Here is a 23,416-nt window from a genome sequence, read left to right on the forward strand (position 1 = left end):
GGACGTCCAGGAACAACTACCTCCTGTCCTGCGACCTTTTACACCCTAGCGATGTCGGGTCGCCGGCTGGGCATCATAGAAACTGACGATACTGGCAGCAATGGCGGAGGCGATTTTATCTCTGAAAGCATTGCTGCCGAGCAGCCGTTCTTCTGCCGGGTTGGTGATAAAAGAGGTCTCCACCAGCACCGAAGGGATCGACGGGGACTTGAGCACCGCAAAGGCAGCCTGTTCAGTATGCTGGCTATGCAGCGTGTGCACTGGGCGGATATGATTCAGGATATGCTTACCCAGAATCAGGCTGTTGTTGATGGTATCGGTCTGCACCAGATCGAACAGCGCGGTTTTCAGATAATCGTCAGTGGTCGGGGTTTTGATGCCGCCCAGCCGGTCAACCGCGTTTTCCTTCTGCGACAGGTAGCGCGCCATGGCGCTGCTGGCGCCCCGATTGGACAGGGCGAATACCGATGCGCCATGGGCGGCAGAATCGGTAAATCCATCGGCATGAATCGACATAAACAGGTCGGCGCCGTGCTGGTGCGCAATCTCCACCCGCTGGGCCAGCGGGATGAAGTGATCGCTCTCACGGGTCAATCGGACATCATAACCGGCCAACCCGTTTAATTTAGCGCGTAAATGGTTGGCGATTTCCAGCACGATATGTTTTTCTTCCGCTCCGCCATGGCCGATAGCACCGGAATCAATACCGCCGTGACCGGGGTCCAGCATGATGATTTTTTTGCCGCCGGCAGGTTTGGCAACTGATCGGGCGGTTTTTCGCGGCAGTAATCGGGATGCGGTCTGTTCAGCATGGGCAAAAACCGGCGGCAGTCCGGCAAGGGCCGCCGCCAGGCCGGTCAGTAATAGCTGGCGCCGACGCAGGGAAGAAGGGTGACGGCCATTGTTTTTCATAAGTAGGTGCCCGGAAATCCCTATAAGGATAGTCGTGCGATGTTATAACACTTTGATGCATACAAATGTGTCTAACCTTAAGCTTATCTTTCTTGGGCTATCTATCTACCCGCCAGCGGATAACCCCCCCCAAAGGGATGGCCGGTCTTAACATATCGAGCGGCATACCGGTTCGCAAGCGCCTTGCCTTAGCCCGCCGCTTCAGCTTTTGGCGGCAATCGGCCATTGACTGAGGGTGATGCCCGGGCATCGGCGCTGTCGCCGAAATCCTGCAGCACCGCCGCCAGGCTGGCCAGCGGAATTATCTTTGCCCAGGTCAGGATTGCGGAAATGTTTGAGCCGGCGCGGCCAATACAGTCAGCCGTCACAACCGGCTGCGGTCCTGGGTAAGCGTCGCAGAGACATTTTTTGCCTTGGCCGGCCGCGGGTATTTATGCAGCCAACGGCCACTGACCATACGCCAGTAAAAAAACGCGCCGCGTACAATCCAGTCCAGGAACATCCCCAGCCAGATACCCACCACACCCATGCCCAACATGATGCCAAGCGCATACCCTGCCAGGATACGGCAGCCCCACATGCCCAGCAGCGAAATCCACATGGTAAATCTGGCATCCCGGGCACCTTTCAGGCCAGCGGGCAGGACCCATGAGGCTGCCCAGAACGGCATAAAGGCGGCGTTGAGCCAGACCAGTATTTTCACGACATCTATGACATCAGGTTCATTGGTATAGAAAGCGGCCAGCAGACCGGCAAACGGTGCACTGACTAATGCCAATGCGCATAATCCCAGTGTGGATAACCAGAATATATGTGTCAGTTGCCGTTCAGCCTGTCCTATCTGTCCTTTGCCAAGACGAGTACCGATAATAATGGTGGACGCCGAACCCAGGGCATTACCGGGAAGGTTGATTAAAGACACGATAGAGAAAGCAATAAAATTGCCGGCGATGACATTGGTGCCCATGCCGGCGACAAATACCTGAGTCAGCAATTTACCGCCATTAAACAGCACAGATTCGATACTGGCGGGCAATCCAATACCCAGTACCTCTTTGAGGATGCCCAGATCCAGACGGCCGAAATAACTTTTAAGTGAAATCTTCAGCGCCGGGTTAAATCCCACCATCAGGACGACGATGACGATGGCCGCGCCGATATAGCGCGAAATCGTCATGCCGAGGCCAGCACCGATAAAGCCGAGTCCTCCCCAGGAGAAACAGCCATATATCAATACGCTGCTGAGCATGATGTTGAGGATATTCATACCGCCATTAATGATCATCGGAATTTTGGTATTTCCCGCCCCTCGCAAAGCGCCGCTGCCGATAAGAACAATGGCGGCGGCCGGATAGCTCCAGGCGGTAATGCGCAGATAGGTCAGCGCCAGGCTTTTGACTTGCGGGTCGGCGCTGCCGGCAATGACATCGATAATACCCTGACCAGAAAATTCGATACCGACCGCCAGCAAAACAGCAATCAGGGTCATCAGCGTCAGCGATTGGCGGGTGGCCGCCCGAGCCCGTTTCGGGTTGCGCTTGCCCAGGCTGAATGCCACCACTACCGTGGTGCCAAGATCAACAGCGGCGAAAAAGGCAATGACCACCATGCTGAAACTTTCCGCCAGACCGACGGCTGCCATTGCCTCCTTGCCCAGCCAACTGACCAGAAAGGTGCTCAATACGCCCATCAGCAGCACACACATATTCTCAAAGAAAATGGGTACCGCTAACGGCGTGATTTCACGCCAAAACAGCACGCGATAGGAACGACGTTTGGGATACCACTTGGTTCGCTGTATCAGGTGGGACACTGAACTTCTGATGTTATGCAAGATCATTTCAGCCACTGAGGGGATTAAGAATCGCTCTAACTATGATCATGGTAAATGTAACGCCATTATGCAAAGTCTTTTTAAGGAATTGGGGTGATAAACAAGCGGATATTTCTGCTGCGGGTACTGAGCTAACCGTTTTTCCGTTTTAGTCCCGCCAAAATACCCTTATACGATGGTCGGCGATCCTCGGCACTGTCTGCGACAGTGACTGACGATGATGTCTACCGCTACCGATAATCATTTCTACAGTGACTGACGATGACTGTGAACGTCACTGATGATGTTTTGGATCACAGCCGTTACGTCGACAACCACCGTATTGCCAGCCACAGGGACTGAAAAGGCGTTCAATAGTCGATAATGATGTTATTAACTGAATCTCACCAGGCTGTGGTAAAGAATTAGCCTTTCTACACCTTCGCAGACAGCGTCATATTCGAGGTTATTGACTGCCATTATGCTCGAGGTTAATGGCTAGCATTTTTACCAGGCCACTGCGCTCCCCTACGGGCCTGAAAATAACGATGAAAGCAGGGTAAAATATATCCCATACTTATTACATGGAATATATTTTCAGGTTTTTTTATAAATAAAATGTAATTTTTTAATGCAAACGTAGTATATTCCATTCCCACGTTAATCGCAGTTTAGTGCTATTTTTTATAGGGTTATTCTCTGCGTAACCCCTCATTAAAATAGCGCTTTTTTTAAGGGGATTATCTGCCGTTTGCTTGGTCGGCCCATTAATCGAAGGGTTGTTTTTCTGCGGTGCCAGGGGGTGCCGGATATATCTGCATATATAAATAATAATTGGCAAGGATTGCCGCTGCATTGCTGTAAGACTTTGTATGAGCATAAATATAATACGCCATTGTTATGAGGTAAGGCATGTTCGCGCATACTCAAAAAATAACATTACATACGTTCATCTCTACCAGGCTGGTTACCGGTGCAGTGACCTTGACCTTATGCGCCTATGCACAGGCCGAAACAACCGTGACAGCCCAACCGATAAAGGGCCACGCCGGCAATCAGAAAATGTCAGTCAATCCGCCCGTCGAAAACCCTGCAGCCAAAGATTCCACCGGGGAAATATTAACGGTCTATGCTGCTATGCTTGATGATCGCCCAGGCAGCACTACCACCCTTACCGCCAATGAGATGCAGAAAAACGGCGGCAATGATTTTGGCTCGATAATGCGTTATCAGCCACTGATCAGCGCCACCGGATCCAGTACCGGTTCAAGTTCTGGCAAAAGCGGCTATGACCGATCGGGCTATACCGGTTATAACATCCGTGGCCTTGAAAGCAATCGGGTCGGCATTGATGTGGACGGTATTTCTCTGCCGAATGCCACCGGCAGAAGCTATGCCAGCCGGGCAGGGCTTAATACTTTTGGCATTGGCCGCGATTATATCGATCCTTACCTGTATGGCTCAGTAAACATCGAGTCCGGTGCAACCCCGGTAGACCGGCCGAATACCGCTATCGGCGGCGCGGTATCTTTCCATCCCAAATCAGCTGACGATTACCTTACTCCGGCTAAATCGAGCTATTTCGGCTATCAGAGCGCCTATGATTCAGCCAACCGCGGCTGGCATAACGGGATAACCGCAGCGGCGGGAGATGAAACCCTGCGCGGCATCGTGGTTTTCAGTCGGCGCGATGGACAGGAAACGCGTAATAACAGCGGCAGTCGGCAGGCATACCCAACCAACTGGCATTCCAATGCGGTCCTGGCCGCCGGTATCTGGCAGCCTAATGACCAGCATAAACTGACTGCCAGCGCTGATGTCTATGACAAGACCAGCCATAGTCATTTCGATTCCTGGGATACGTCAGGCAGCGCAATACTCGGCACGGCCCGGCAAAGCAGCGACACCCGTCGCTGGAGCGTCAGCCTGAAAGACGAGTGGACGCCTTACAATGGGTGGATCGACAGCGTTGAATCGCGTATCTACTACCAACAGGCCCAGGCACACGATGACACCTACCTGCCGCAAACCGCCGCCACTTGGCAATCGGTGCTTTCTGACTACAATGTCGCTTCCCTGGGCGCAGAAACCCGGTTGGCCAAGACGCTGGGCCGCCATGACCTGAGCCTGGGGTTCAATGCCAGGCAGATCCGGACTGAACGTCCCTTCAGTCAGCGGCCGGCGCAGAATATGTTGAGCGTCATCATGCCGCCGGAAGCCGACAGCCGCAGCTATACCCTGGCCGGCTTCCTGCAGGATCAGATCAACTTCGATCTGGCCGGACATGACTTCAGTGTTGTGCCTGGCCTACGGATAGTTCATCAAACCACCAAAGCGGATAACCTGTCCAGGCTGACCACCGGCAGCACGGTTGTCGATACCGATGAGGTGACCACCCTCTATGGCGATAACAACCGTGATACCAAAGTGCTGCCCTCGCTGGCGCTGATGTACAGCATCACGCCCCGGCTGATGACCTATCTGCACTATAAGCGTGGGGTGCAGTTCCCCGACGCCAGCCAGCTTTACGGCTCCTGGAACCTGGGGTCATCCTATGCCGGCCCTGCGCAATATGCGCTGATTGGTAATACCGGCCTCAGGAGCGAGACCAGCAATAACCTGGAATGGGGTCTTAAAGGAGAAGCGGTAGCAGGGGTGACGGTGAAAACGTCGTTATTCTACAATACCTATAAAGACTTTATTGCCAACACGCGCTATACCCGCTCGGCTCATCCAGGCGCGTTTACGCATGTTCCGTCCAATATCTATACCATTTATCAGGCTGAAAACCGCGATAAAGCCTATATCTGGGGCGGTGAAATCAGTACCAGGATAAATTTCGGCAGTTGGTATGAAACGGCTGATGGCCTGAGCGCAATCCTTGCCGTCGGTTATAACGAAGGCAAAGCTAAATCGAGTTATGAGGGTGATAAATATGTTGATCTGGACAGTATCGCGCCGGTGAAAGCGGTGGCCGGGCTTGCCTGGGATGACCCGGCTAAACGCTACGGCGCCGCGGTAACCGCGACCTTCCAGAAAGGGAAACGCGCCAGCGCCACCACGCGACAGAGCTATAATAACAGCGGTTCGGCAATGACCGACCCCACGGCTGAATACATGCGAGTGCCGGGCTATGGGCTGGTCGATCTCACCGGCTACTGGCAGGCGACCAGGCACGTCAAGCTCAGCGGTGGCATCTATAACCTGACCGATCGCAAATACTGGGATTACCTGAGCAGCCGCCAACTGACCCAGACCACTCAGCAGGACGGCTATAATAAAGTGCTGGCGGTCGAGCCGGGACGTTCGTTCCAGGTTGGCGTCAATATCGACTTCTGACCCACGACTCTGCTGTTTGCCGGACAGGCTGTCGGCAGCGGCTATCTCAGCCTTCACATCTCAAGCCCCCGCCATCGACGGGGGCTTTTTGCCATCATCGGCACCGGCATACGCAATAATGAAGATATGACAAATAATATCGCCTAAACATTTTGCATTTATTATTGTTAGCATATTAACAATGCACTACCATGAATTACCTTTATATTATAACGTTCATGGATTATCGATGCGTTTACTGGCTACGTTGTTCCCCCTGATTTTACTGCTTTCCGCCTGCAGCAGTAAGCCATCGTCTACTGCGCCGGGGCCTTCAGGTGCGACGGTAACCGGGGGATTCCTGCTGGAGCCCGATCACAAACGCCTGCTCAACGATGCGTCCGGTCCGCTTGCTACCGGTGACTATGCATTTAACCCGGCGGCAGAAGCGTTCGTCGATAAACTGGTGAGGGAACACGGTTTCGATCGCCAGCAGTTGCACAGTGTACTGGCTCAGACGCGCCGACTGGATTGGGTGATCAAACTGATGGACCGACAGGCACCGGTTGGACGCCCTCCTTCAGGGCCGAATGGTGCCTGGCTGCGTTACCGAAGCAAGTTTATTACTCCTGATAATATACAAAACGGTGTCGCTTTCTGGGACCAATACCAGGATGCCCTGCAGCGGGCCTGGCAGGTCTACGGCGTACCGCCCCAGATTATCGTCGGTATTATCGGCGTCGAAACCCGCTGGGGACGCGTGATGGGAAAAACCCGCATTATCGATGCCCTGGCAACCCTGGCATTTGCTTATCCGCGCCGGGCCGAATACTTTGCCTCTGAGCTTGAAACCTTCCTGCTGATGGCCCGTACCGAAGGCGACGACCCGCTGGATTTGCGTGGCTCATACGCCGGTGCGATGGGATATGGACAGTTTATGCCCTCTTCCTTTAAAAATTACGCGGTGGATTTCAATGGCGACGGACATATTAATCTGTGGGATCCCGAAGATGCCATCGGCAGCGTAGCGAATTATTTCAAAGCCCATGGCTGGGTCAAGGGCGGGCCAGTCGCGGTTCCGGCGACCGGGCAGGCACCGATGCTTGACCAGGGGTTCCAGACTCGCTATGCCGTCAGCGAACTGACCGCTGCCGGCCTGCGTCCTCAGTCTTCACTGGCTGGCTATCCTGAGGCCAGTCTGCTGCGACTCGATTACGGCAGCTACTACCAGTATTGGTTCGGCCTGCCGAACTTCTATGCGATTACCCGTTATAACCACAGCACTCATTATGCCATGGCAGTGTGGCAGCTCGGGGAAGCGGTAGGGCGCGCGCGTCAGGGTCAAGGATTGTTGGACTAAGGATCGCCAAACGGAATTGATGGGCTCAGGCAAGGGTTCACCTAAAAAAGGCCTGATTACGATCTTTGCAACAGGGATCACCGACAGCGCAGCGCAGAACCAGTCAGGTTGTTCACCCTGCGCATCCCTGACGTCTTCAGGTGGGCGGCCCATTGGTAGAATGGCGATGGGTATATTTTCATTCATGGATTACGGTCCAATTTTTACCCGCATTGATGCGGGAAATTCATTTATTAGACGAGCATTATTCCAGAAATACGCTTCACTCAGTAAACGTTATTGCAGACAAATTACCGTAATTTAAGGTGAAGGGACTGAACACGATGAACGGTGTGAATATGTCTCAGCACTCTCTTTCACAACACGATGCGCTGTTTAAGAAATTCCTTGGTGATATTGACATCGCCCGCGATTTCTTCCAAATACATTTACCGGCAAACCTGAAGCAAAAATGTGATTTCAGCACGCTGTCGCTGATGCCGGGGTCATTTATTGAAGATAATCTACGCCACCAGTGCAGCGATATGCTTTATATGCTGCAGACCACCGCGGGTAATGGATATATATATTGCCTGCTAGAACACCAGAGCCGTCCTGAAAAACAGATGGCGTTCAGGCTAATGCGCTATAGCATCGCCGCCATGCACCAGCATCTCGGACAGGGACACAGCCTGCTGCCGGTGGTTATCCCGCTGCTATTTTACCATGGCAGCACCTCGCCTTATCCTTACAGTAACTGCTGGCTTAACGGTTTTTCGGATCCTTCGCTTGCCGCACTGGTTTACGCCAGCGATTTTCCTCTGATTGATATCACCGTCATTCCGGATCAGGAAATACTGACCCATAGACATGTGGCGTTACTGGAGCTGGTACAAAAGCACATTCGCACGCGTGATATCGCAGAAATCGGCCATGCATTAGGAGATTTAATGCGGCACCAGTCGCTAAAGCCTGAGATTTTCCGCGCGCTGATGTATTATATTTTTGAACGGGGTTTTGTTTCAGATCACGGCCAGTTTTTGCAGGCTATTACCGAACGGACGAATGTAAATCAGGAGGATATGATGGCCATAGGACCTACATTAAGAGAATGCGGTCGCCAAGAGGGCTTACAAGAGGGCTTAAAAGAGGGACGCCAGGAATCAACGCGCTTTATTGCCTGGCAACTGATGGTCAATGGGGTCGAACGCGAGGTTATCAAACGATCGACCGGCCTGACCGAAAAAGAATTGGCACAAATTACACGCCCCTGATATTTTGGCGGTAACCTGAAAGTGTTACCGCCTTATTTAACGATTGCAGCAATTGCCAATTCAGGTTGTTCATATTATCGCCGCGTTGCGGTGAGGAAGACTTTCCCCTGAGAATATCGCTGCAGTACTGGTTGTTATTTTTTCCCTCCCTCCCTTATTCTATTTCGGAGAACTTCAGGCGCGTCGAGCACATCGGGTGCCGGGCGTAAAGGCAGCATCTCGTTAACGTGAAAGAAGGAGAGCACATAATGTCCCGTCTTACTGCTAAAGATTTTCAGCCAGAGTTGCTTGAATTGTATGATTTTTACGCCCATGGAAAGATTACCAAACGCGAGTTTCTCGAGCTGGCGGCCAAATACACTGCCGGCGGCCTGACGGCGCTGTCTTTACTGTCTCTAATGAGTCCGAATTACGCGCTGGCCCAGCAAGTTGAGTTTACCGATCCCGATATCCTGGCCGAATATATTACCTATCCGTCGCCCAATGGCCATGGTGAAGTCCGTGGCTACCTGGTTCGGCCGGCCAAGCTGGTGGGCAAGGCGCCCGGCGTGGTAGTGGTCCATGAAAACCGCGGGCTTAATCCTTACATTGAAGACGTCGCCCGCCGGGTGGCCAAAGAGGGCTTTATCGCCCTGGCGCCGGACGGGCTGAGCTCGGTTGGCGGCTATCCTGGCAACGATGATAAAGGACGGGAGCTGCAGCAGCAGGTGGACCCGACCCGACTGATGAACGACTTTTTCGCCGCCGTCGAGTTCATGATGCAGCACCCCCAGTCCACCGCCAAGGTGGGCATTACCGGCTTCTGCTATGGCGGAGGCGTCGCGAACGCCGCTGCGGTGGCATATCCTGAGCTGGCCGCAGCGGTGCCGTTTTATGGCCGCCAGCCCAATCCGCAGGATGTGCCGCGTATCAAAGCGCCGCTGCTTATCCATTATGCAGCGCTGGACAGCCGTATCAATGAAGGTTGGCCTGCCTATGAGGCGGCCCTCAAAGCCGCGGGAAAAACCTTCGAAGCTTATATTTATCCAGGCGTTAACCATGGCTTTCATAACGATTCCACACCACGTTATGACCAGGCAGCGGCCAAACTCGCCTGGGATCGGACAATGGATTGGTTTAAACGCTATCTGGTCTGATCCGGCAAAAAAAACATGCCGGGCTGAACAGCCCGGCGATCACCACCTCAGAGATTAATTAATGACAGACAGTGCACAGCGCAAAGCGCAGATAAAATACCCCGCTCGGGTACGCAATGAACTCAGTTTTCGTCAGTTAACAGTCAGTGAAAGCCGCCGGATAGCCAGCTGCTTCCAGCGGATTACTGTTGTAGGCGCAGACCTGGAAGGCTTTACATCACCAGGCTTTGATGACCACATCAAACTGTTTTTCCCCGATGCTGCAAACGGACCGGTCACGAAACCCACCATGACCGATGCAGGCATATCATGGCAGGGGGATATACGCCCTCCCGCCAGGGACTATACGCCGTTGTATGATGCTGAGCGCCAACAGCTGGCGATCGACTTTTATATTCATGATGGCGGCCTGGCAAGCCAGTGGGCGCTCAACGCCAAGTCCGGTGACAGTCTGATTATAGGTGGGCCGCGCGGTTCGCTGGTGGTGCCAGAAGACTATGCCCGGCAGATTTATGTCTGCGATGAGTCAGGCATGCCGGCGCTGAGAAGACGCCTTGAGGCCCTGGTCCTTTCCGGTCATACCCGTGGCGTAACGGCATTAATCAGTCTGTCCGATGCCGCAGCAAAAGATTATCTTGCCCACCTGCAGCAATGTGATCTGCAGTGGTTTGCGCGCAGCGAAAACCCCGGCGCAACCGCCGCACTCCGTCAGCGGTTGAGTGAACTGGATATTGCCGCGGCCGATTATTTTATCTGGCTGACCGGGGAGGCCAGCGAGGTCAAACTGCTGGCGGGAGATACCGAAGGCCGAGGCCATATCGATGCCGACCTGCTGCGTAGCGTGGCTTATTGGCATAAAAAATAACAGCACACAGCCAGGCTGGTTGTTACGTAAGCACGGTATCAACAGAGTATCCGTTAGCAAAAAAACCGGCATTAGCCGGTTTATCTTACCTAGATCTTATGCGTGCTGTCCGCCGACGATAGCCGGAGGCTGAGTTATTCTGTCGGGGTGGTGCGGATCAGATAGTCAAAGGCGCTCAGTGATGCCTTAGCGCCTTCACCGCTGGCAATGATGATTTGTTTATAAGGCACCGTAGTACAGTCTCCGGCAGCAAATACCCCCTTAACGGTGGTTTCGCATTTGGCGTCGATCAGGATTTCACCGATACGATTGCGCTCTACCGTGCCTTCCAACCATTGTGTGTTGGGCAGCAGGCCTATCTGGACAAATACACCCGCCAGAGTCAGTTCCTGTACCGCATCTGTCAGCCGGTCTTTATACTGCAGCCCGGTCAGTTTGGTACCGTCGCCTCTAACTTCAGTGGTCTGGGCATTGAGGACGATATCGACGTTATTCAGGCTGCGAACCTTGGCCTGCAGTACCGAATCGGCCTTCAGCTCTGGCGCAAATTCCAGCAAAGTAACGTGTTCGACGATGCCTGCCAGGTCAATTGCGGCCTCAACTCCCGAGTTGCCTCCGCCAATCACCGCCACGCGTTTGCCCTTGAATAACGGACCATCACAGTGAGGGCAGTATGTCACGCCGCGGGTACGGTACAGTTCCTCGCCCGGCACGTTCATATTGCGCCAGCGGGCGCCGGTGGCGATGATAATGCTGCGGGCTTTCAACCGTGCGCCAGAAGCGGTTTCAATCTGATGCATCTGGCCTGCTTTGGCTGCTGGAATAAGTCGGGCTGCGCTCTGGACGTCGATCACATCGACATCATATTCATCCACATGGGCTTTCAGTGAATTGGCCAGCCTGGCCCCTTCGGTTTTAGGCACCGAAATATAATTTTCGATATCCACCGTATCCAGCACCTGACCGCCAAAACGCTCGCCCATCAGACCGGTGCGGATGCCTTTACGGGCAGAGTAAATAGCGGCCGCTGCGCCCGCCGGGCCGCTGCCGATAATCAGCACATCATAAGACGTTCGGGCCGACAGTTCAGATGCTGCGCGTTTTTCAGCCCCGGTGTCGATTTTATTGACGATTTCACTCAACGTCATACGACCCTGACCAAATTCCTTGCCGTTAAGGAATACGGCCGGAACGCCCATGATATTGCGTTCCTGAATTTCGTTCTGAAACACGCCGCCATCAATCGCGGTGTGGCTGATGCGCGGATTAAGGATAGCCATCAGGTTCAGTGCCTGCACCACATCCGGGCAATTGTGGCAGGTCAGGGAATAATAGGTTTCAAAATGGTATTCACCGTCGAGTTGGCGGACTTGATCCAGCACCGACTGGGCTTCTTTGGACGGGTGACCGCCCACCTGAAGCAGGGCCAGCACCAATGAGGTGAATTCGTGTCCCAGTGGGGAACCGGCGAATCGCGGCCCTACCTCTCTCCCGGGGTTGGTCACCAGGAACGAGGGCTTACGCACTGGCAACAGGGTGTTTTCAATCAGGGTAACTTTATCTGACAATTCGACAATCTCTGCCAGGAGCTCCCTGATATCGGATGAACGTGCGCTATCATCCAGTGTAGCAATCAACTCAACAGGTTTGGTCAGTCTCTCAAGATAGGCCTTGAGTTGGGTTTTCATTGTGTTGTCGAGCATGGGTGTCTCCCCGGCAGAAAAAAACGGGTGCCAGGCACCCGATTATGATGAAGATACAGGAAATGGCGCGGTAGATCAGATTTTGCCGACCAGGTCCAGCGACGGTGCCAGGGTGGCATCGCCTTCTTGCCATTTTGCCGGGCAGACTTCGCCGGGATGGCTGGCAACATATTGAGCCGCTTTGATTTTACGCAGCAGATCGGATGCATCACGGCCAATGCCTTCAGCAGTCACTTCCAGTGCCTGGATAATGCCCTGAGGGTCAACGATAAAGGTGCCGCGATCGGCCAGACCTTCGTCTTCGCGCAGGTTTTCAAAGTTGCGGGTCAGCGCACCGGTCGGGTCACCGATCATCGCATACTTGATTTTAGCGATAGTGTCAGAGCTGCCGTGCCAGGCTTTGTGAGTGAAGTGGGTATCGGTCGAAACAGAGTAAATTTCTACACCCAGGCGCTGGAATTCGTCGTAATGGTCAGCTACATCGCCAAGTTCGGTCGGGCAGACAAACGTAAAATCGGCAGGATAGAAGAAGAATACGCTCCACTTGCCTTCCACACTTTTCTCGGTGACTTCGATAAATTCACCGTTTTTAAACGCTTGATTTTTGAATGGCTTGATTTTGGTATTGATTAAGGACATCGCTGTTCCCTCCTGGTGAGTGATAAGGAAGAAACTACAGAGTTTTGTGATCCATATCCAATACGTATGCTTTATCGATTAGATAGGTAATAGCTAACAACAACTGCGCCCAGGGGATGCTAAATCCACTAGGGGCAGCATTCATCAGTCACCCGGTGTTAGTTGGCAGGATAGCGCATTTCCGCACACGGGAAGTCACTCATGACCGGTGGCGGGTTTATCGGAATGTCCTAAGGGGCGGTCAGGGAAACAATGGTCGCGCAGCCGCCTTTTGAGTTCGGCCGCATCAGGGAAGCCGCCGTCAGTCTTTCTGTCCCAGATAAGCATGCCGTCGACGGTGATCTGATAAATACCGCCGGTGCCCGGTAGCAGTGTCACGGAAGCAAGCTCAGTACTGAAAGTATTCAGCAGTTCCTGGGCCATCCAGCCGGCACGTAATAGCCAATTGCATTGGGAACAATAGTGAATAGTGATCGCTGGCAAGCTTTTCATAGGCAGGATCTATTGGATAAAGGAAAGCGATATGTTCAGATATCGTATTGTGCTTGTCAAGTCACTGACATCACGCTGGGTTAATCGTTAATCGTTAATCGTTAATCGTTAATCGTTAATCGTTAATCGTTAATCGTTAATCGTTAATCGCCATTAGCCATTAGCCATTAGCCAATAGCCAATAGCCAATAGCCAATAGCCAATAGCAGATAGTTAAATTGGGGTGCTGTTAATCAGCAATTTGTACACAATGAAAACCATTAGACTTTAATTGCTGAGTCTCCCTTGCAGTAGGGCAGGGGTAGCAGCAGAAAGCACCGCCCGGTTGGTCCGGGAGGCGCTCTGCCTTGGCGTGTATATCAGTTAGCAACTACCTGCCCTAGAAGGAGGTTGTGACACCGGCATAGTAGGCGCGGCCCGGTTCATTATACGTCGAAGCACCGTCATTGCGGCGATAGATGCGCTTATCAAGCAGATTGCTGATACCCGCATTCAACCGCACATGCTCAGTGATTTCATAATTCACGCCTATGCCCGCCACAGAATAGCTGCCGATTTCGCTTTCTGATAAACCCTTTCTTTCAGCATAGATTTCTGGCGTGGTCCGGGGTTTCTGTTTTCCATACAGGGTCCAGCTGATATGGGTGGACAATTTGTCATTGACTTGCCAGTCCAGCAGGGTATTGACGGTATACTCAGGAATAATGGATAACGGATTGCCGGTATCCTTTAGCTTGGATGTCATCATATAAGTGGCATTCGTGTTCCAGCTCAGTTTATCTTCAACCAACGGTACCAGCAAGTTAGCCTCCAGTCCCTCAACCAAAGCCTTACCCCCATTTTCCCATCTAAGTACCTTGGTCCCTTTTGATGTCGTACTGATCACCTCTGTTCCTGAAACCACTTTATTTTTGTAATCGTTGCGGAAATAAGTGATGCCAGCGTGATAGCCGTTATGGGTAAATTCGAGGCCGATTTCTTTGTTGATGCTGATTTCGGGCTCCAGGTCGCTATTACCCATAAGGTAGCAGCCTTCTTTGCCCATAGTTATCGGGCAGCCATTGCCTCGGGAGGTCATCAGATAGCCCTGGCTGGATTGATACAGATTGGGGGCTTTGAACACGCGGCCAATCCCGGCCTTCACCGTCAATTGGTCGCTCAGCTGCTGCGAGTAGTTAAGACTCGGACTATAGTTGGAGCCGAATCTGCTGTGATAATCAAAGCGCAGGCCCGGAATAAGCTTACTCCCCGGAGTGACTTCAATATTATCCTCAAGGTAGATAGCACTCAGTTCAGCGCTGTTTTTACTGCTTCGGTGCGCAGGATCTCCAGAGACTGAACCTATTGAGTTTTCAGATGCGTGATAGCTGGTAGCAGAGGGATCGTTCAATTGCTCCCGGTTCCATTCGGCACCCAGAGTGGCTGTTTGTTCCCAGAGCAAATTAAAGGGAACAGTCAACTCCCCGGTCATCGAATAATTTCGCAGTCGGCTGGTAGAATAGGCCAGATCATTTTGAATCCGACCTTCACCACTGCCTGCCATGCCTTCTTTCAACCGGGTATTGTTGGTTTTTTCGTAGTAGAAACCGGTTTTGGATTGTCCCCAGTCCCAGAGGCCATTATGGGTAACGCCATAGTTCTGTCGATACAATCTGTTGGTTTCAGCCGCCGATTTTGCCAAGTTCTCGGTAGCGGCGCTACTGCTGCTGTATTGGGTATCGCCGGCGTAGATATTACCTTGCCTGCTGTAGCCGGCCTCAAAGTCAATGATTTGATTGGGCGTCATTTTCCATGAAACAACGCTGTTGATATCTCTGTTGCGTACCCCTTCACGACCTGCTGCCTGGGAGCCGTTTTGCTGGGTATTAAGATCCCAGCTATCTCCGTCGGTTTTATTCAGGTTGCCGTAAAGCCGCAGGGTAAGAGTATCGTCCACCAAGGGACCGCTCAGGCTGAAGTTGGCGCGTCGGGTGGCGCCTTCTTGGCTGTCTTCAGGCTGATTGCCATAGATCGACAATGATCCGCTCCAGCGATTAGTGGGTCGTTTGGTAATGATATTGATTACGCCGCCAGCCGCACCGGAACCGTAGCGCGACGCCGCTGGGCCACGAATGACTTCTATCCGCTCGACCATTTCCGCCGGTACCCAGTTACTGTCGCCCCGGGTATCCCTTTCACCACGCCAACTGTAGCGTACTGCATCCCGGGATCGAACCGGATGGCCATCAACCAAGATAAGGGTATTCTCCGGCCCCATGCCGCGGATATCAATCTGCCGGTTATTTCCCCGGCTGCCGGTGGCACTGTTGCCGGTCAGATTAACCCCGGGCATTTTGCGAATAATGTCTGATAAATCGTTGACTGGCGGTGATTTTTTTATATCGTCGGCGGTAATGATTGACACGCCCGGCTGCTGTTTTAGCGCCTCTTCTGCCGAGGCTTGAACGATCAGTTCTTCTTCATGGACGGCTTCGTCCTCTGGCGTGGCATAGACATTGTGACTGAGAAGGCCCATCAGTATTACGGCGAGGGGGGATTTCACCTTTATTATTGTTGATCCATACATATATTTTGACCACTCCTGGTGTATAAATTCCTTGTGTAAGCTGGGAATACTAATGATAATGATTATCATTGTCTACATTTGGTAAGCAAATATCACTAAATATGTCATAATGATTCGTGTAATTGAATTTTCAATATATTGAATTTTATGATATTTTTAATTTTTGGCTAAAGTATATGGAGTGATTTGGAATAATTTGGCCAACATAGCCAGCCATTAGACAGTAGCGAGAAGCGCTCAGCCGACGCAAGGCTGTTTGCTGAGCTTAACCTCAACAGAACCTTAAAACCTGTCACGACCCGCTCTCACTGTTAGAGGAGAGGTTATGAAACAGTGGTGATTCACTTTATGAAGAGATATTACAATATGATCGAGATAATTAATATTCAGGGTGCATTCATTACTCCTGCCGAAGCCATGTTCAATGGCCTGACATTTTGATTAACAGCTGCTTGAAGGTGTAAATACATTCCTCGTTTTTTTTAAATTGGTATTGTCAAAATGAGGATCACATTGCTGGTATGCATTGATTATCAACCAGCATTTGCTGATATCTCCGGTCAAAAAAAATAGACTTGCCGACAAATACGCTTGTGAATCCCAAGGAGATTACGTTTTTCTCGTCTGAGATGCTAAATGATCATTTTAGCACCCCTCTCCCTCAGCTGCGTAACAGCAGGCGAATGAAGGGCCGGGCGAAAGTGATGCGCGGCAGCGGGTTATTTCGCCTAAGCGGAAAATAACCCTTAAGACGAAGCCGCTGAAAGACGAAGCCGCCGATTGACGATAAGCCGATTTTTTTAAAACATTTTATCTGAATAATTAGTTGAAAAGTGTATATCATGACGGTAATTTCGAAAATTACTTAATTATTATTAACGATATTAATTTTAAATTAATTATAGTATTAGTCGGTGTTTTGCTGTTCTTTTAGTGCTTGACATTGAATTGCTGGCTGTATAAAAATGAAACACAAGGAGTTCAGATTTATTATAGGCAGTGAAATACTTTATCTAAAACAATATATTTTTATGTGAGCCGATGAGGTAGATGACATTTATTTTTAAAATTGCAAGCGGCTCAACACTATCTTGTTAAAATGTCACTCATCAAACTCTGAATATAATCAGTCCGGCTAGCTCCGGTGTCTATCAATTTAGATTTTATCCGTGGGCCGGTTTACATAAACCAAGGACGATGGGATGAGGAATGTGTGAAAAAAACGATCAGGGGCAGGTCATCTTCCGTTCAGATTCGCCCTCGGCACTCTGGTGCTATACGCCCGCCATTCTGAAAACCTCTAGCGGAAGACTGATCGTGACAATGGATGTTGGCGGGCCCGCTCTTGATGATGCTGACCTGAATCTGGCCTATAACCCGCTGTCTTCTGCTACCAAGCGAAAGGGAATCGGAAAAATCTTGTCATCCGATGATCAGGGGTACAGCTGGAATGAAGTTTGCACATATCCATTCTGGCATGCGCGACCGTTTGAAAGCCGGGGGATGCTGTATGTGATAGGCAACGCCGGCGGGCTTTATATTATTAAATCCGAGGATGACGGTAATACCTGGTCAGCACCTCATGCCCTGACCGAACAGCGATTATGGCATGCGGCGGCGACCAATGTACTGCAGGAAAACGGGTTTATTTATCTTTGTATGGATCTGCGTTCGGATCGCAGCATCAAAGGCTGGAACGTGGCCGGTCTGACGCCAGTCATATTGCGAGGAAATGAAAGCGGTTGTTTGCTTGAAAAAACATCATGGACATTTTCCCATGGCCTTTCGTTCATTGATATGTTCGGCAGTATCAGCAGGGGAAGCGGGGAATATTTCGGTATCCCATTTTATCCATCGCATGTCGACCGCCCGATGGCATTGGCACCGGATATTCATGCATCGCCGCCAGGATGGCTTGAAGGGAATATCGTGCGTATCACTGATCCCAGGCATATTTGGTACGATCCAAATCAAAAGACGCTGCACATTATTCTCAGGGCCAATACCAATGGGGCGGGCTATGCCGCCGTCATCAAGGCGGTGGAGCGACAAAACGGGGATATATTCTTACAAAGAATAATCGCACCCTCTGGCAGGACAATACTCTTTATCCCCTTTCCCGGCGGTGGGATGAAATTTTATATTGCCTATGACCCGATAAGTTCTCTTTATTGGCTGGCGACGTCGATCGTGACCGATTCCATGTGTGTTCTAACGGCTAGGCCCAAGGGAAGATATAATCTTCCCTCTAATCAGCGCAATATCCTGGGTTTATTTTATTCAATGAATTGCGTGGACTGGTTATTCGCAGATGTCATTAGTAAGGGTAAAAACGAATTTCATTCCAGAAATTACCCGGCATTTATCTTTGATGGAGAGGATATTCTATTGGTTTCAAGGTCCGGTGATGATTTGGCCCGGGACGGGCAATATACCAACCTGATAACGCTCCACCGTATAGAGGGATTTCGCCGTTTGGCGAAAATATAGGCTTCAGACAAGGAGAGTGAGATGCCAGAACGCTATCAGATATCCAGGCAATTGCATAAGCTTGCCTCGCAGGTTATTCCAGGCGGTGTTTCCAGTAATAATCGAGCCAGCTGGCAGCCGCACCCCTTATTCTATCTGCGCGGGGAAGGCGCTTATGTCTGGGATGTCGACGGGCACCGTTATATTGATTATGTGCTGGGCAGGGGGCCGCTCATTACCGGTCATTCCCATCCTGCCATTATTGAGGCTATCGTCAGCCAATATCGGCAGGGGCAATTCTTTGCCGGTCAAACCGAGTTGGAATGCGCGCTGGCGCATAAAATCAGGCAATTAGTGCCCGGAATGCAGATGACGCGGTTTTGTAATTCCGGATCTGAAGCCGTGCATGTTGCCTTGCGACTGGCAAGATCGGTCACCGGGCGAGAGAAAATTATCCGCTTTGAAGGGCATTACCATGGATGGTTCGACAATATTGCCTGGGGTTTTGCTGCGCCGGCTGAGCATGAAACTCGCCATCAGGGCATTTTGCCGATGTCATTGGGTCAGGCGGCAAGCGATGTCGGTAATATTGTCTCCTTGCCCTGGAATGACGCTGATGCCTTGGAGAGTGCCTTATCCGTGCACGCCGGAGAAATCGCAGCGGTTATCACCGAACCCATCATGTTCAACAGTTTCTGGAGCAATATCCTGCCTGAGAAAGGCTTTTTATCCAAAGTACGCGAGCTTTGCGATGCTCATCAGACGCTACTCATTTTTGATGAGATACAGACTGGTTTCAGGACCTCGATAGGCGGCGCCCAGTCAAGCTATGGTGTCGTACCCGATATGTCTACCTTTGCGAAAGCATTAGGCGGTCCTGTATGTCTCGGCGCTGTGACCGGCAAACAGCATCTGATGGAACGGCTGTCCAGTACCCAGACAATACATACCGGAACCTATAACGCATTTCCCCCTTTCCTGGCGGGTGCATTGGCTCATCTGGAGGTGATTACTCAGCATAATGCTGCTGCGTTGACTCAGATACACCGCCTGAGCGAGCGGCTGTATAACGGTTTGCAGCAACTGGCCATGCAATCGCCGCTGCCGCTGCAGGTACGCTGCAGCCCCGGGGCGGTCACAACTCTTTTCAGGCACAGCTCAGCCAAGGTCTCCGACTATCGTACTGCCCGCCAGCAACTAATGCAGGATCTTACCGGCCGCTGGCATGCCGCCTTGCAAGTGCAGGGCATCAGGATTACACCGGAAGGGTTGTGGTATCTGTCGGTAATCCATACGGAAAACGACATTGCTCAGACGCTTGAAAAGGCCGCCAGGGCATTGACTGAACTGGAACAGACCAGGAGCGAATAATGACAGCGCGAACAAGGAATGTGATAGCCAGACTCGATCGGCCAGGCCGGTTTAACTTCCATTATCCTGAATTGGATGATGATATAGCTGCTGGATTTATCAGGGTAAAAATCAGCCATTGCGGAGTCTGCGGTACTGACCGTTCTTTTTATCTGGGCCATCGCGACGAAGGTTACCCCATTTCACTGGGGCATGAACATTGCGGCGTGGTAACGGCGACAGGTGAGGGTGTCAGCGCGTTTAAGGAAGGTGAACGGATCGCCATCGATCCGAATTATCGTTGCGGCCAATGCGCATTCTGCCTGAGGCGAATGGGGCACTTATGCGTCAAAGGCGCGGAGCAGCACTATTCCAACCGCGGTTATGCGCGCTTTATCGATATTCATCATTCCTATGCACAAGTGATGCCTGATTATCGCAGCGATCACATCGGTGCGCTGATTGAACCTCTTTCGGTTGCCCTGCATGGCCTGGCGCTGAGCACCCTGGATGACCGTGAAGGCGATATCCTGATTCAAGGCTGTGGAGGGCTTGGGACAATGCTTGCCTTTGCCTTGCTTGAGAGCAGCGACAGGGATATTTATCTTAACGATAATCATGATTTTAAAATGGATAATATTCGTTCCCTTTATCCGAGTCGAATCAAACATCACCATAGCCAACGTCAATACAGCTTGATATTTGAAGCGACCGGGCAATCGTCCGGCTTTTATTCATCCTGTCGCTTGCTGGATAAATGCGCCCGATTGCTGGTGCTAAGTCGATATCATGCCGATGAGCCCTTTATTCCGGAGCGTTTCCCCTGGAAGCAACCGGAAATCAAATTTTGCCATCTGAATGGCGACAGCATTCACATGACCGAAGCTGCCCGGCTTTTAGCCACCAGTTGGAGTGAACATCATGACCACCTGCTCAGTTTTCATCCATTTGAACAGATAAACCAGGTGTTCGAAGAATATGAAAATATCAAATCCAACAAAAAAATCATTCTCAGTGAATGATGCTTAATTCAGCGCCGTCTGTCTTGAAGAGGTCTTTCTTGAATATTCTTACCGTTATACCTAGCCGACTGGCTTCATCACGCTTACCTCAAAAAGCCTTGGCCGACATTAACGGCCTGCCAATGATTGTGCATGTCTGGCAACGGGGCATAGAAGCCGATCTGGGGCCGGTGGTGGTTGCCTGCGGCAACCCGGAAATTGCCGATGCGGTCCGCAGTGCCGGTGGTACGGCAGTGCTTACCGATCCGGCGTTAAACAGCGGTTCAGACCGGGTGTATGCCGCGGTGCAAATGATAGATCCCGAGAGCAAGTTCGATGTGATCATCAATCTTCAGGGGGACATGCCGACCGCTGAACCGGCAATGCTGCGCAGGTTGATCGAACCGTTGCAACATCCTGCAGGCGAAATGGCTACGCTTGCAAGCGTCATCACCCAGGCGGATGAGCTTGAGTCTGACGCAGTGGTAAAAGCCGCGATTGCCTTTCCCTATGAAGGGGCGGCCGTCGGCCGAGCACTGTATTTCAGTCGCGCCGTCCTGCCGTGGGGCAAGGGTGATAACTATCACCATATCGGGCTTTATGCATATAAACGCAGCGCATTAGCCAGGTTCTCACAATGGCCGGCCGGTATCCTGGAACGGCGAGAGAGGCTGGAACAGCTTAGGGCGCTAGAGCAGGGGATGCGTATCGATGTGTCAATTGTGCAGACCAACCCGCTGGGTGTTGACCGGTTGGAAGATCTGAACATGGCCAGAGAACTGTTGCTCTGACCCGGCAACCTACAGTAAAGGAATACGCTATGGATAAGAATGAAATACTACGTATCGGATGTCGCGTGCTGAATCGCGAAGCTCATGCCCTTCAGCAGATTTCAGCCACGCTTGCGCAAGATGGTTTTTATGAAGCCGTCAGACTACTGCATAACACCCTTGGACATATTGTGATAAGCGGCGTCGGCAAAAGCGGCCATATCGGCAGGAAAATATCATCTTGCCTGTCCTCGACCGGTTCGCCGAGTTATTTCCTGCATCCCACCGAAGCCCAGCATGGCGATCTGGGGATGCTGGCGGAAAATGATACCGTGCTGCTGATCTCCTACAGTGGAAAAACCCGTGAAATTCTCGAATTCTTACCGTATTTGCAGCAGCGGCGGTTGCCCATCGTTTCCCTTACCGGCGACCAGAGTTCTCCCCTGGCCAAAGCTGCCGATGTCAGTCTTGGCTTTGTTATTGAACGCGAAGCGTGTTCGTTTGATATCGTGCCAACCGTCAGTACCTGCGCCACGCTTGCCTTGGGCGATGCCCTCACCATAGCGTTGATGGAGTTGAATGGCTTCACCAGCAGTGATTTTTACAGTAACCACCCCTCAGGCAATTTGGGGAAGGTGCTCGCTGACACCCTCGATAATGATCTGTTCGAAAACTGAACAGGGCATTTTGTTTTAACGTCTGAAACAGCCTGCGGCTGTGAAGACGTTAGCCTCCCTTGCCACTGGACTCGGTAATGCATGCTTTAAACGGATGTTTATTGGCACTGCTGGCTATAACGCTATCCCAGATGGGATCGGCACTGTCCTTGACGCTGGTCGGCTCATTGGGAATAGCGATGACGGCGTGGTTGCGGCTGGTGATAAGCGCGGTGGTTATTTTAACGGTCCTCAGATGGCGAAAGATTGCCATCACCCTGACTGGCGAGATCCTGATATTGGCTGTATCAGTCGCCGGCATGGCATTTCTGTTCATCAAGTCGTTAACGTTTATTCCTCTGCCGGCGGCCACCGCGTTGCAGTTTATCGGTCCGTGCGTGCTTTCCTTCATCACCGCCGCCAAGGCGCTGGAATATCTTTTCTCGCTGTTCGCCCTGGCAGGAATGGCCCTGGTTACGCTGGATCTGGCGGCAATACCTTTAGCCTGGCAGGGCATATGCTGTGCGTTATTGTCCGGTGGGTTCTGGGCGCTATATATCATTGTTTCAAAAAAGGCCGGTAAGCGGCATGACGGCTTTAACTGTTTATCAATGGCGATCGTGTGGGCCTCCTGTGGCATGACGCCATTTATGATGAGCCATTTTTCATTGCCTTCGCTGGGTGAGTTGCTGATGGCGGTGCTGGCGGCCTGTTGCCTGCCACTGTTGCCTTACTTCCTGGAAATGTCGGCGCTCAGACGCATTAATACCTACACCTTCAGTCTTATCACCAGCCTGGAGCCTTGCGTTTCGGTTGCCATCAGCTTCTTGCTGCTGGGACACCACAGCACCAGGATGCAGCTTTTCGGCACCGGGCTTATCGTTATTGCCTGTGGATCCGCGAGCTTTTTCGCGCACCACAATGAGCGTCGGCGGCATAGACCCCCGGTGCGCTGATGGGTAACCCAGACCTTATTGCCGCCGGTCCCTTTTTAGAAGTAATTGATGATATTATGCTTATTATCATTGGAATGCAGTCATTCCATAGAGGATGCTATAATTCAATATAAAATGGCCAGTTATCCCTGCTTGCTGTAGTGTCAGTATCCATACC

18 protein-coding genes are annotated in these 23,416 nt (G+C 51.6%); 11 read left to right on the forward strand and 7 right to left on the reverse strand.

Annotation, left to right across the window (positions count from 1 at the left end; genetic code table 11):
- Positions 1 to 45 precede the first annotated feature (45 nt).
- The 3 genes from amiA to EDC52_RS09395 form a co-directional block, all read right to left on the reverse strand.
- Positions 46 to 912, reverse strand: a complete 867-nt coding sequence (amiA, locus tag EDC52_RS09385; protein WP_131865060.1) for an N-acetylmuramoyl-L-alanine amidase AmiA — start codon at positions 910 to 912, stop codon at positions 46 to 48.
- Between the two features lie 188 nt (positions 913 to 1,100).
- The gene (locus tag EDC52_RS09390; protein ID WP_131865061.1) at positions 1,101 to 1,280 is read right to left on the reverse strand and encodes a hypothetical protein; all 180 of its coding nucleotides are present in this window, start codon (positions 1,278 to 1,280) and stop codon (positions 1,101 to 1,103) included.
- Positions 1,277 to 2,752: an EmmdR/YeeO family multidrug/toxin efflux MATE transporter gene (locus EDC52_RS09395; protein ID WP_131865062.1), complete on the reverse strand. Its 1,476-nt coding sequence runs from the start codon at positions 2,750 to 2,752 to the stop codon at positions 1,277 to 1,279. The genes EDC52_RS09390 and EDC52_RS09395 overlap by 4 nt, the downstream gene beginning before the upstream one ends.
- Positions 2,753 to 3,637: 885 nt before the next feature.
- Between EDC52_RS09395 and EDC52_RS09400 the strand changes: the two genes are divergently transcribed.
- The 5 genes from EDC52_RS09400 to EDC52_RS09420 all read left to right on the forward strand — a co-directional run bounded on the left by EDC52_RS09400 (position 3,638) and on the right by EDC52_RS09420 (position 10,657).
- Positions 3,638 to 6,064 (forward strand): TonB-dependent receptor domain-containing protein, encoded by a 2,427-nt coding sequence (locus EDC52_RS09400; protein WP_131865063.1) that lies wholly within the window; start codon positions 3,638 to 3,640, stop codon positions 6,062 to 6,064.
- A gap of 229 nt (positions 6,065 to 6,293) precedes the next feature.
- Positions 6,294 to 7,403, forward strand: coding sequence for a lytic murein transglycosylase B (gene mltB / locus EDC52_RS09405; RefSeq protein WP_131865064.1), 1,110 nt, complete (start codon positions 6,294 to 6,296; stop codon positions 7,401 to 7,403).
- Between the two features lie 338 nt (positions 7,404 to 7,741).
- Positions 7,742 to 8,656 carry an Rpn family recombination-promoting nuclease/putative transposase gene (locus tag EDC52_RS09410; protein ID WP_131865065.1) on the forward strand — a complete coding sequence of 305 codons (915 nt, stop codon included), beginning with the start codon at positions 7,742 to 7,744 and terminating at the stop codon, positions 8,654 to 8,656.
- 248 nt (positions 8,657 to 8,904) lie between these two features.
- On the forward strand, positions 8,905 to 9,792 hold the full coding sequence (gene yghX, locus EDC52_RS09415; RefSeq protein ID WP_131865066.1) for a YghX family hydrolase: 888 nt from the start codon (positions 8,905 to 8,907) through the stop codon (positions 9,790 to 9,792).
- 61 nt (positions 9,793 to 9,853) lie between these two features.
- Entirely contained in the window at positions 9,854 to 10,657 is an 804-nt protein-coding gene (locus EDC52_RS09420; RefSeq protein ID WP_131865067.1) for a siderophore-interacting protein, read from the forward strand.
- 134 nt (positions 10,658 to 10,791) lie between these two features.
- On the opposite strand, the gene ahpF is transcribed toward EDC52_RS09420, so the two are convergent.
- From ahpF to EDC52_RS09440, 4 genes are all read right to left on the reverse strand, one after another.
- Positions 10,792 to 12,360 carry an alkyl hydroperoxide reductase subunit F gene (gene ahpF / locus EDC52_RS09425; RefSeq protein WP_131865068.1) on the reverse strand — a complete coding sequence of 523 codons (1,569 nt, stop codon included), beginning with the start codon at positions 12,358 to 12,360 and terminating at the stop codon, positions 10,792 to 10,794.
- Positions 12,361 to 12,435: 75 nt separating this feature from the next.
- Positions 12,436 to 12,999 carry an alkyl hydroperoxide reductase subunit C gene (gene ahpC / locus EDC52_RS09430; protein WP_131865069.1) on the reverse strand — a complete coding sequence of 188 codons (564 nt, stop codon included), beginning with the start codon at positions 12,997 to 12,999 and terminating at the stop codon, positions 12,436 to 12,438.
- A gap of 195 nt (positions 13,000 to 13,194) precedes the next feature.
- On the reverse strand, positions 13,195 to 13,491 hold the full coding sequence (locus EDC52_RS09435; protein ID WP_131865070.1) for a SelT/SelW/SelH family protein: 297 nt from the start codon (positions 13,489 to 13,491) through the stop codon (positions 13,195 to 13,197).
- 379 nt (positions 13,492 to 13,870) lie between these two features.
- Positions 13,871 to 16,057, reverse strand: coding sequence for a TonB-dependent siderophore receptor (locus EDC52_RS09440; RefSeq protein WP_131865071.1), 2,187 nt, complete (start codon positions 16,055 to 16,057; stop codon positions 13,871 to 13,873).
- A 1,209-nt stretch (positions 16,058 to 17,266) separates the two neighbouring features.
- Between EDC52_RS09440 and EDC52_RS09445 the strand changes: the two genes are divergently transcribed.
- The 6 genes from EDC52_RS09445 to EDC52_RS09470 all read left to right on the forward strand — a co-directional run bounded on the left by EDC52_RS09445 (position 17,267) and on the right by EDC52_RS09470 (position 23,259).
- On the forward strand, positions 17,267 to 18,547 hold the full coding sequence (locus EDC52_RS09445) for a beta propeller repeat protein (RefSeq protein ID WP_131865072.1): 1,281 nt from the start codon (positions 17,267 to 17,269) through the stop codon (positions 18,545 to 18,547).
- A 21-nt stretch (positions 18,548 to 18,568) separates the two neighbouring features.
- Positions 18,569 to 19,897 (forward strand): aspartate aminotransferase family protein, encoded by a 1,329-nt coding sequence (locus tag EDC52_RS09450; protein ID WP_131865073.1) that lies wholly within the window; start codon positions 18,569 to 18,571, stop codon positions 19,895 to 19,897.
- A complete protein-coding gene (locus tag EDC52_RS09455) occupies positions 19,897 to 20,898 on the forward strand; it encodes an alcohol dehydrogenase catalytic domain-containing protein (RefSeq protein ID WP_131865074.1) in 1,002 nt (333 codons plus the stop codon). Before EDC52_RS09450 ends, EDC52_RS09455 begins: the two co-directional genes overlap by 1 nt.
- A 38-nt stretch (positions 20,899 to 20,936) precedes the next feature.
- Entirely contained in the window at positions 20,937 to 21,668 is a 732-nt protein-coding gene (locus EDC52_RS09460) for a 3-deoxy-manno-octulosonate cytidylyltransferase (RefSeq protein ID WP_230467989.1), read from the forward strand.
- Positions 21,669 to 21,697: 29 nt separating this feature from the next.
- Positions 21,698 to 22,324, forward strand: coding sequence for a KpsF/GutQ family sugar-phosphate isomerase (locus EDC52_RS09465; RefSeq protein ID WP_131865075.1), 627 nt, complete (start codon positions 21,698 to 21,700; stop codon positions 22,322 to 22,324).
- Positions 22,325 to 22,401: 77 nt separating this feature from the next.
- Positions 22,402 to 23,259, forward strand: coding sequence for an EamA family transporter (locus EDC52_RS09470; protein WP_131865076.1), 858 nt, complete (start codon positions 22,402 to 22,404; stop codon positions 23,257 to 23,259).
- The last annotated feature ends 157 nt before the right edge of the window (positions 23,260 to 23,416 follow it).

This window comes from Biostraticola tofi (genome assembly GCF_004343195.1).
GTDB classification, from domain to species: domain Bacteria; phylum Pseudomonadota; class Gammaproteobacteria; order Enterobacterales; family Enterobacteriaceae; genus Biostraticola; species Biostraticola tofi.

Bases quoted from the DNA above. Each gene is read 5' to 3' on its own strand.
- ahpC (WP_131865069.1), bottom strand. From the start codon at position 12,999: ATGTCCTTAATCAATACCAAAATCAAGCCATTCAAAAATCAAGCGTTT.
- yghX (WP_131865066.1), top strand. From the start codon at position 8,905: ATGTCCCGTCTTACTGCTAAAGATTTTCAGCCAGAGTTGCTTGAATTG.
- mltB (WP_131865064.1), top strand. From the start codon at position 6,294: ATGCGTTTACTGGCTACGTTGTTCCCCCTGATTTTACTGCTTTCCGCC.
- ahpF (WP_131865068.1), bottom strand. From the start codon at position 12,360: ATGCTCGACAACACAATGAAAACCCAACTCAAGGCCTATCTTGAGAGA.
- EDC52_RS09400 (WP_131865063.1), top strand. From the start codon at position 3,638: ATGTTCGCGCATACTCAAAAAATAACATTACATACGTTCATCTCTACC.
- amiA (WP_131865060.1), bottom strand. From the start codon at position 912: ATGAAAAACAATGGCCGTCACCCTTCTTCCCTGCGTCGGCGCCAGCTA.
- EDC52_RS09435 (WP_131865070.1), bottom strand. From the start codon at position 13,491: ATGAAAAGCTTGCCAGCGATCACTATTCACTATTGTTCCCAATGCAAT.
- EDC52_RS09440 (WP_131865071.1), bottom strand. From the start codon at position 16,057: ATGTATGGATCAACAATAATAAAGGTGAAATCCCCCCTCGCCGTAATA.
- EDC52_RS09465 (WP_131865075.1), top strand. From the start codon at position 21,698: ATGGATAAGAATGAAATACTACGTATCGGATGTCGCGTGCTGAATCGC.
- EDC52_RS09470 (WP_131865076.1), top strand. From the start codon at position 22,402: ATGCATGCTTTAAACGGATGTTTATTGGCACTGCTGGCTATAACGCTA.
- EDC52_RS09395 (WP_131865062.1), bottom strand. From the start codon at position 2,752: ATGATCTTGCATAACATCAGAAGTTCAGTGTCCCACCTGATACAGCGA.
- EDC52_RS09420 (WP_131865067.1), top strand. From the start codon at position 9,854: ATGACAGACAGTGCACAGCGCAAAGCGCAGATAAAATACCCCGCTCGG.
- EDC52_RS09445 (WP_131865072.1), top strand. From the start codon at position 17,267: ATGTGTGAAAAAAACGATCAGGGGCAGGTCATCTTCCGTTCAGATTCG.
- EDC52_RS09450 (WP_131865073.1), top strand. From the start codon at position 18,569: ATGCCAGAACGCTATCAGATATCCAGGCAATTGCATAAGCTTGCCTCG.
- EDC52_RS09410 (WP_131865065.1), top strand. From the start codon at position 7,742: ATGTCTCAGCACTCTCTTTCACAACACGATGCGCTGTTTAAGAAATTC.
- EDC52_RS09455 (WP_131865074.1), top strand. From the start codon at position 19,897: ATGACAGCGCGAACAAGGAATGTGATAGCCAGACTCGATCGGCCAGGC.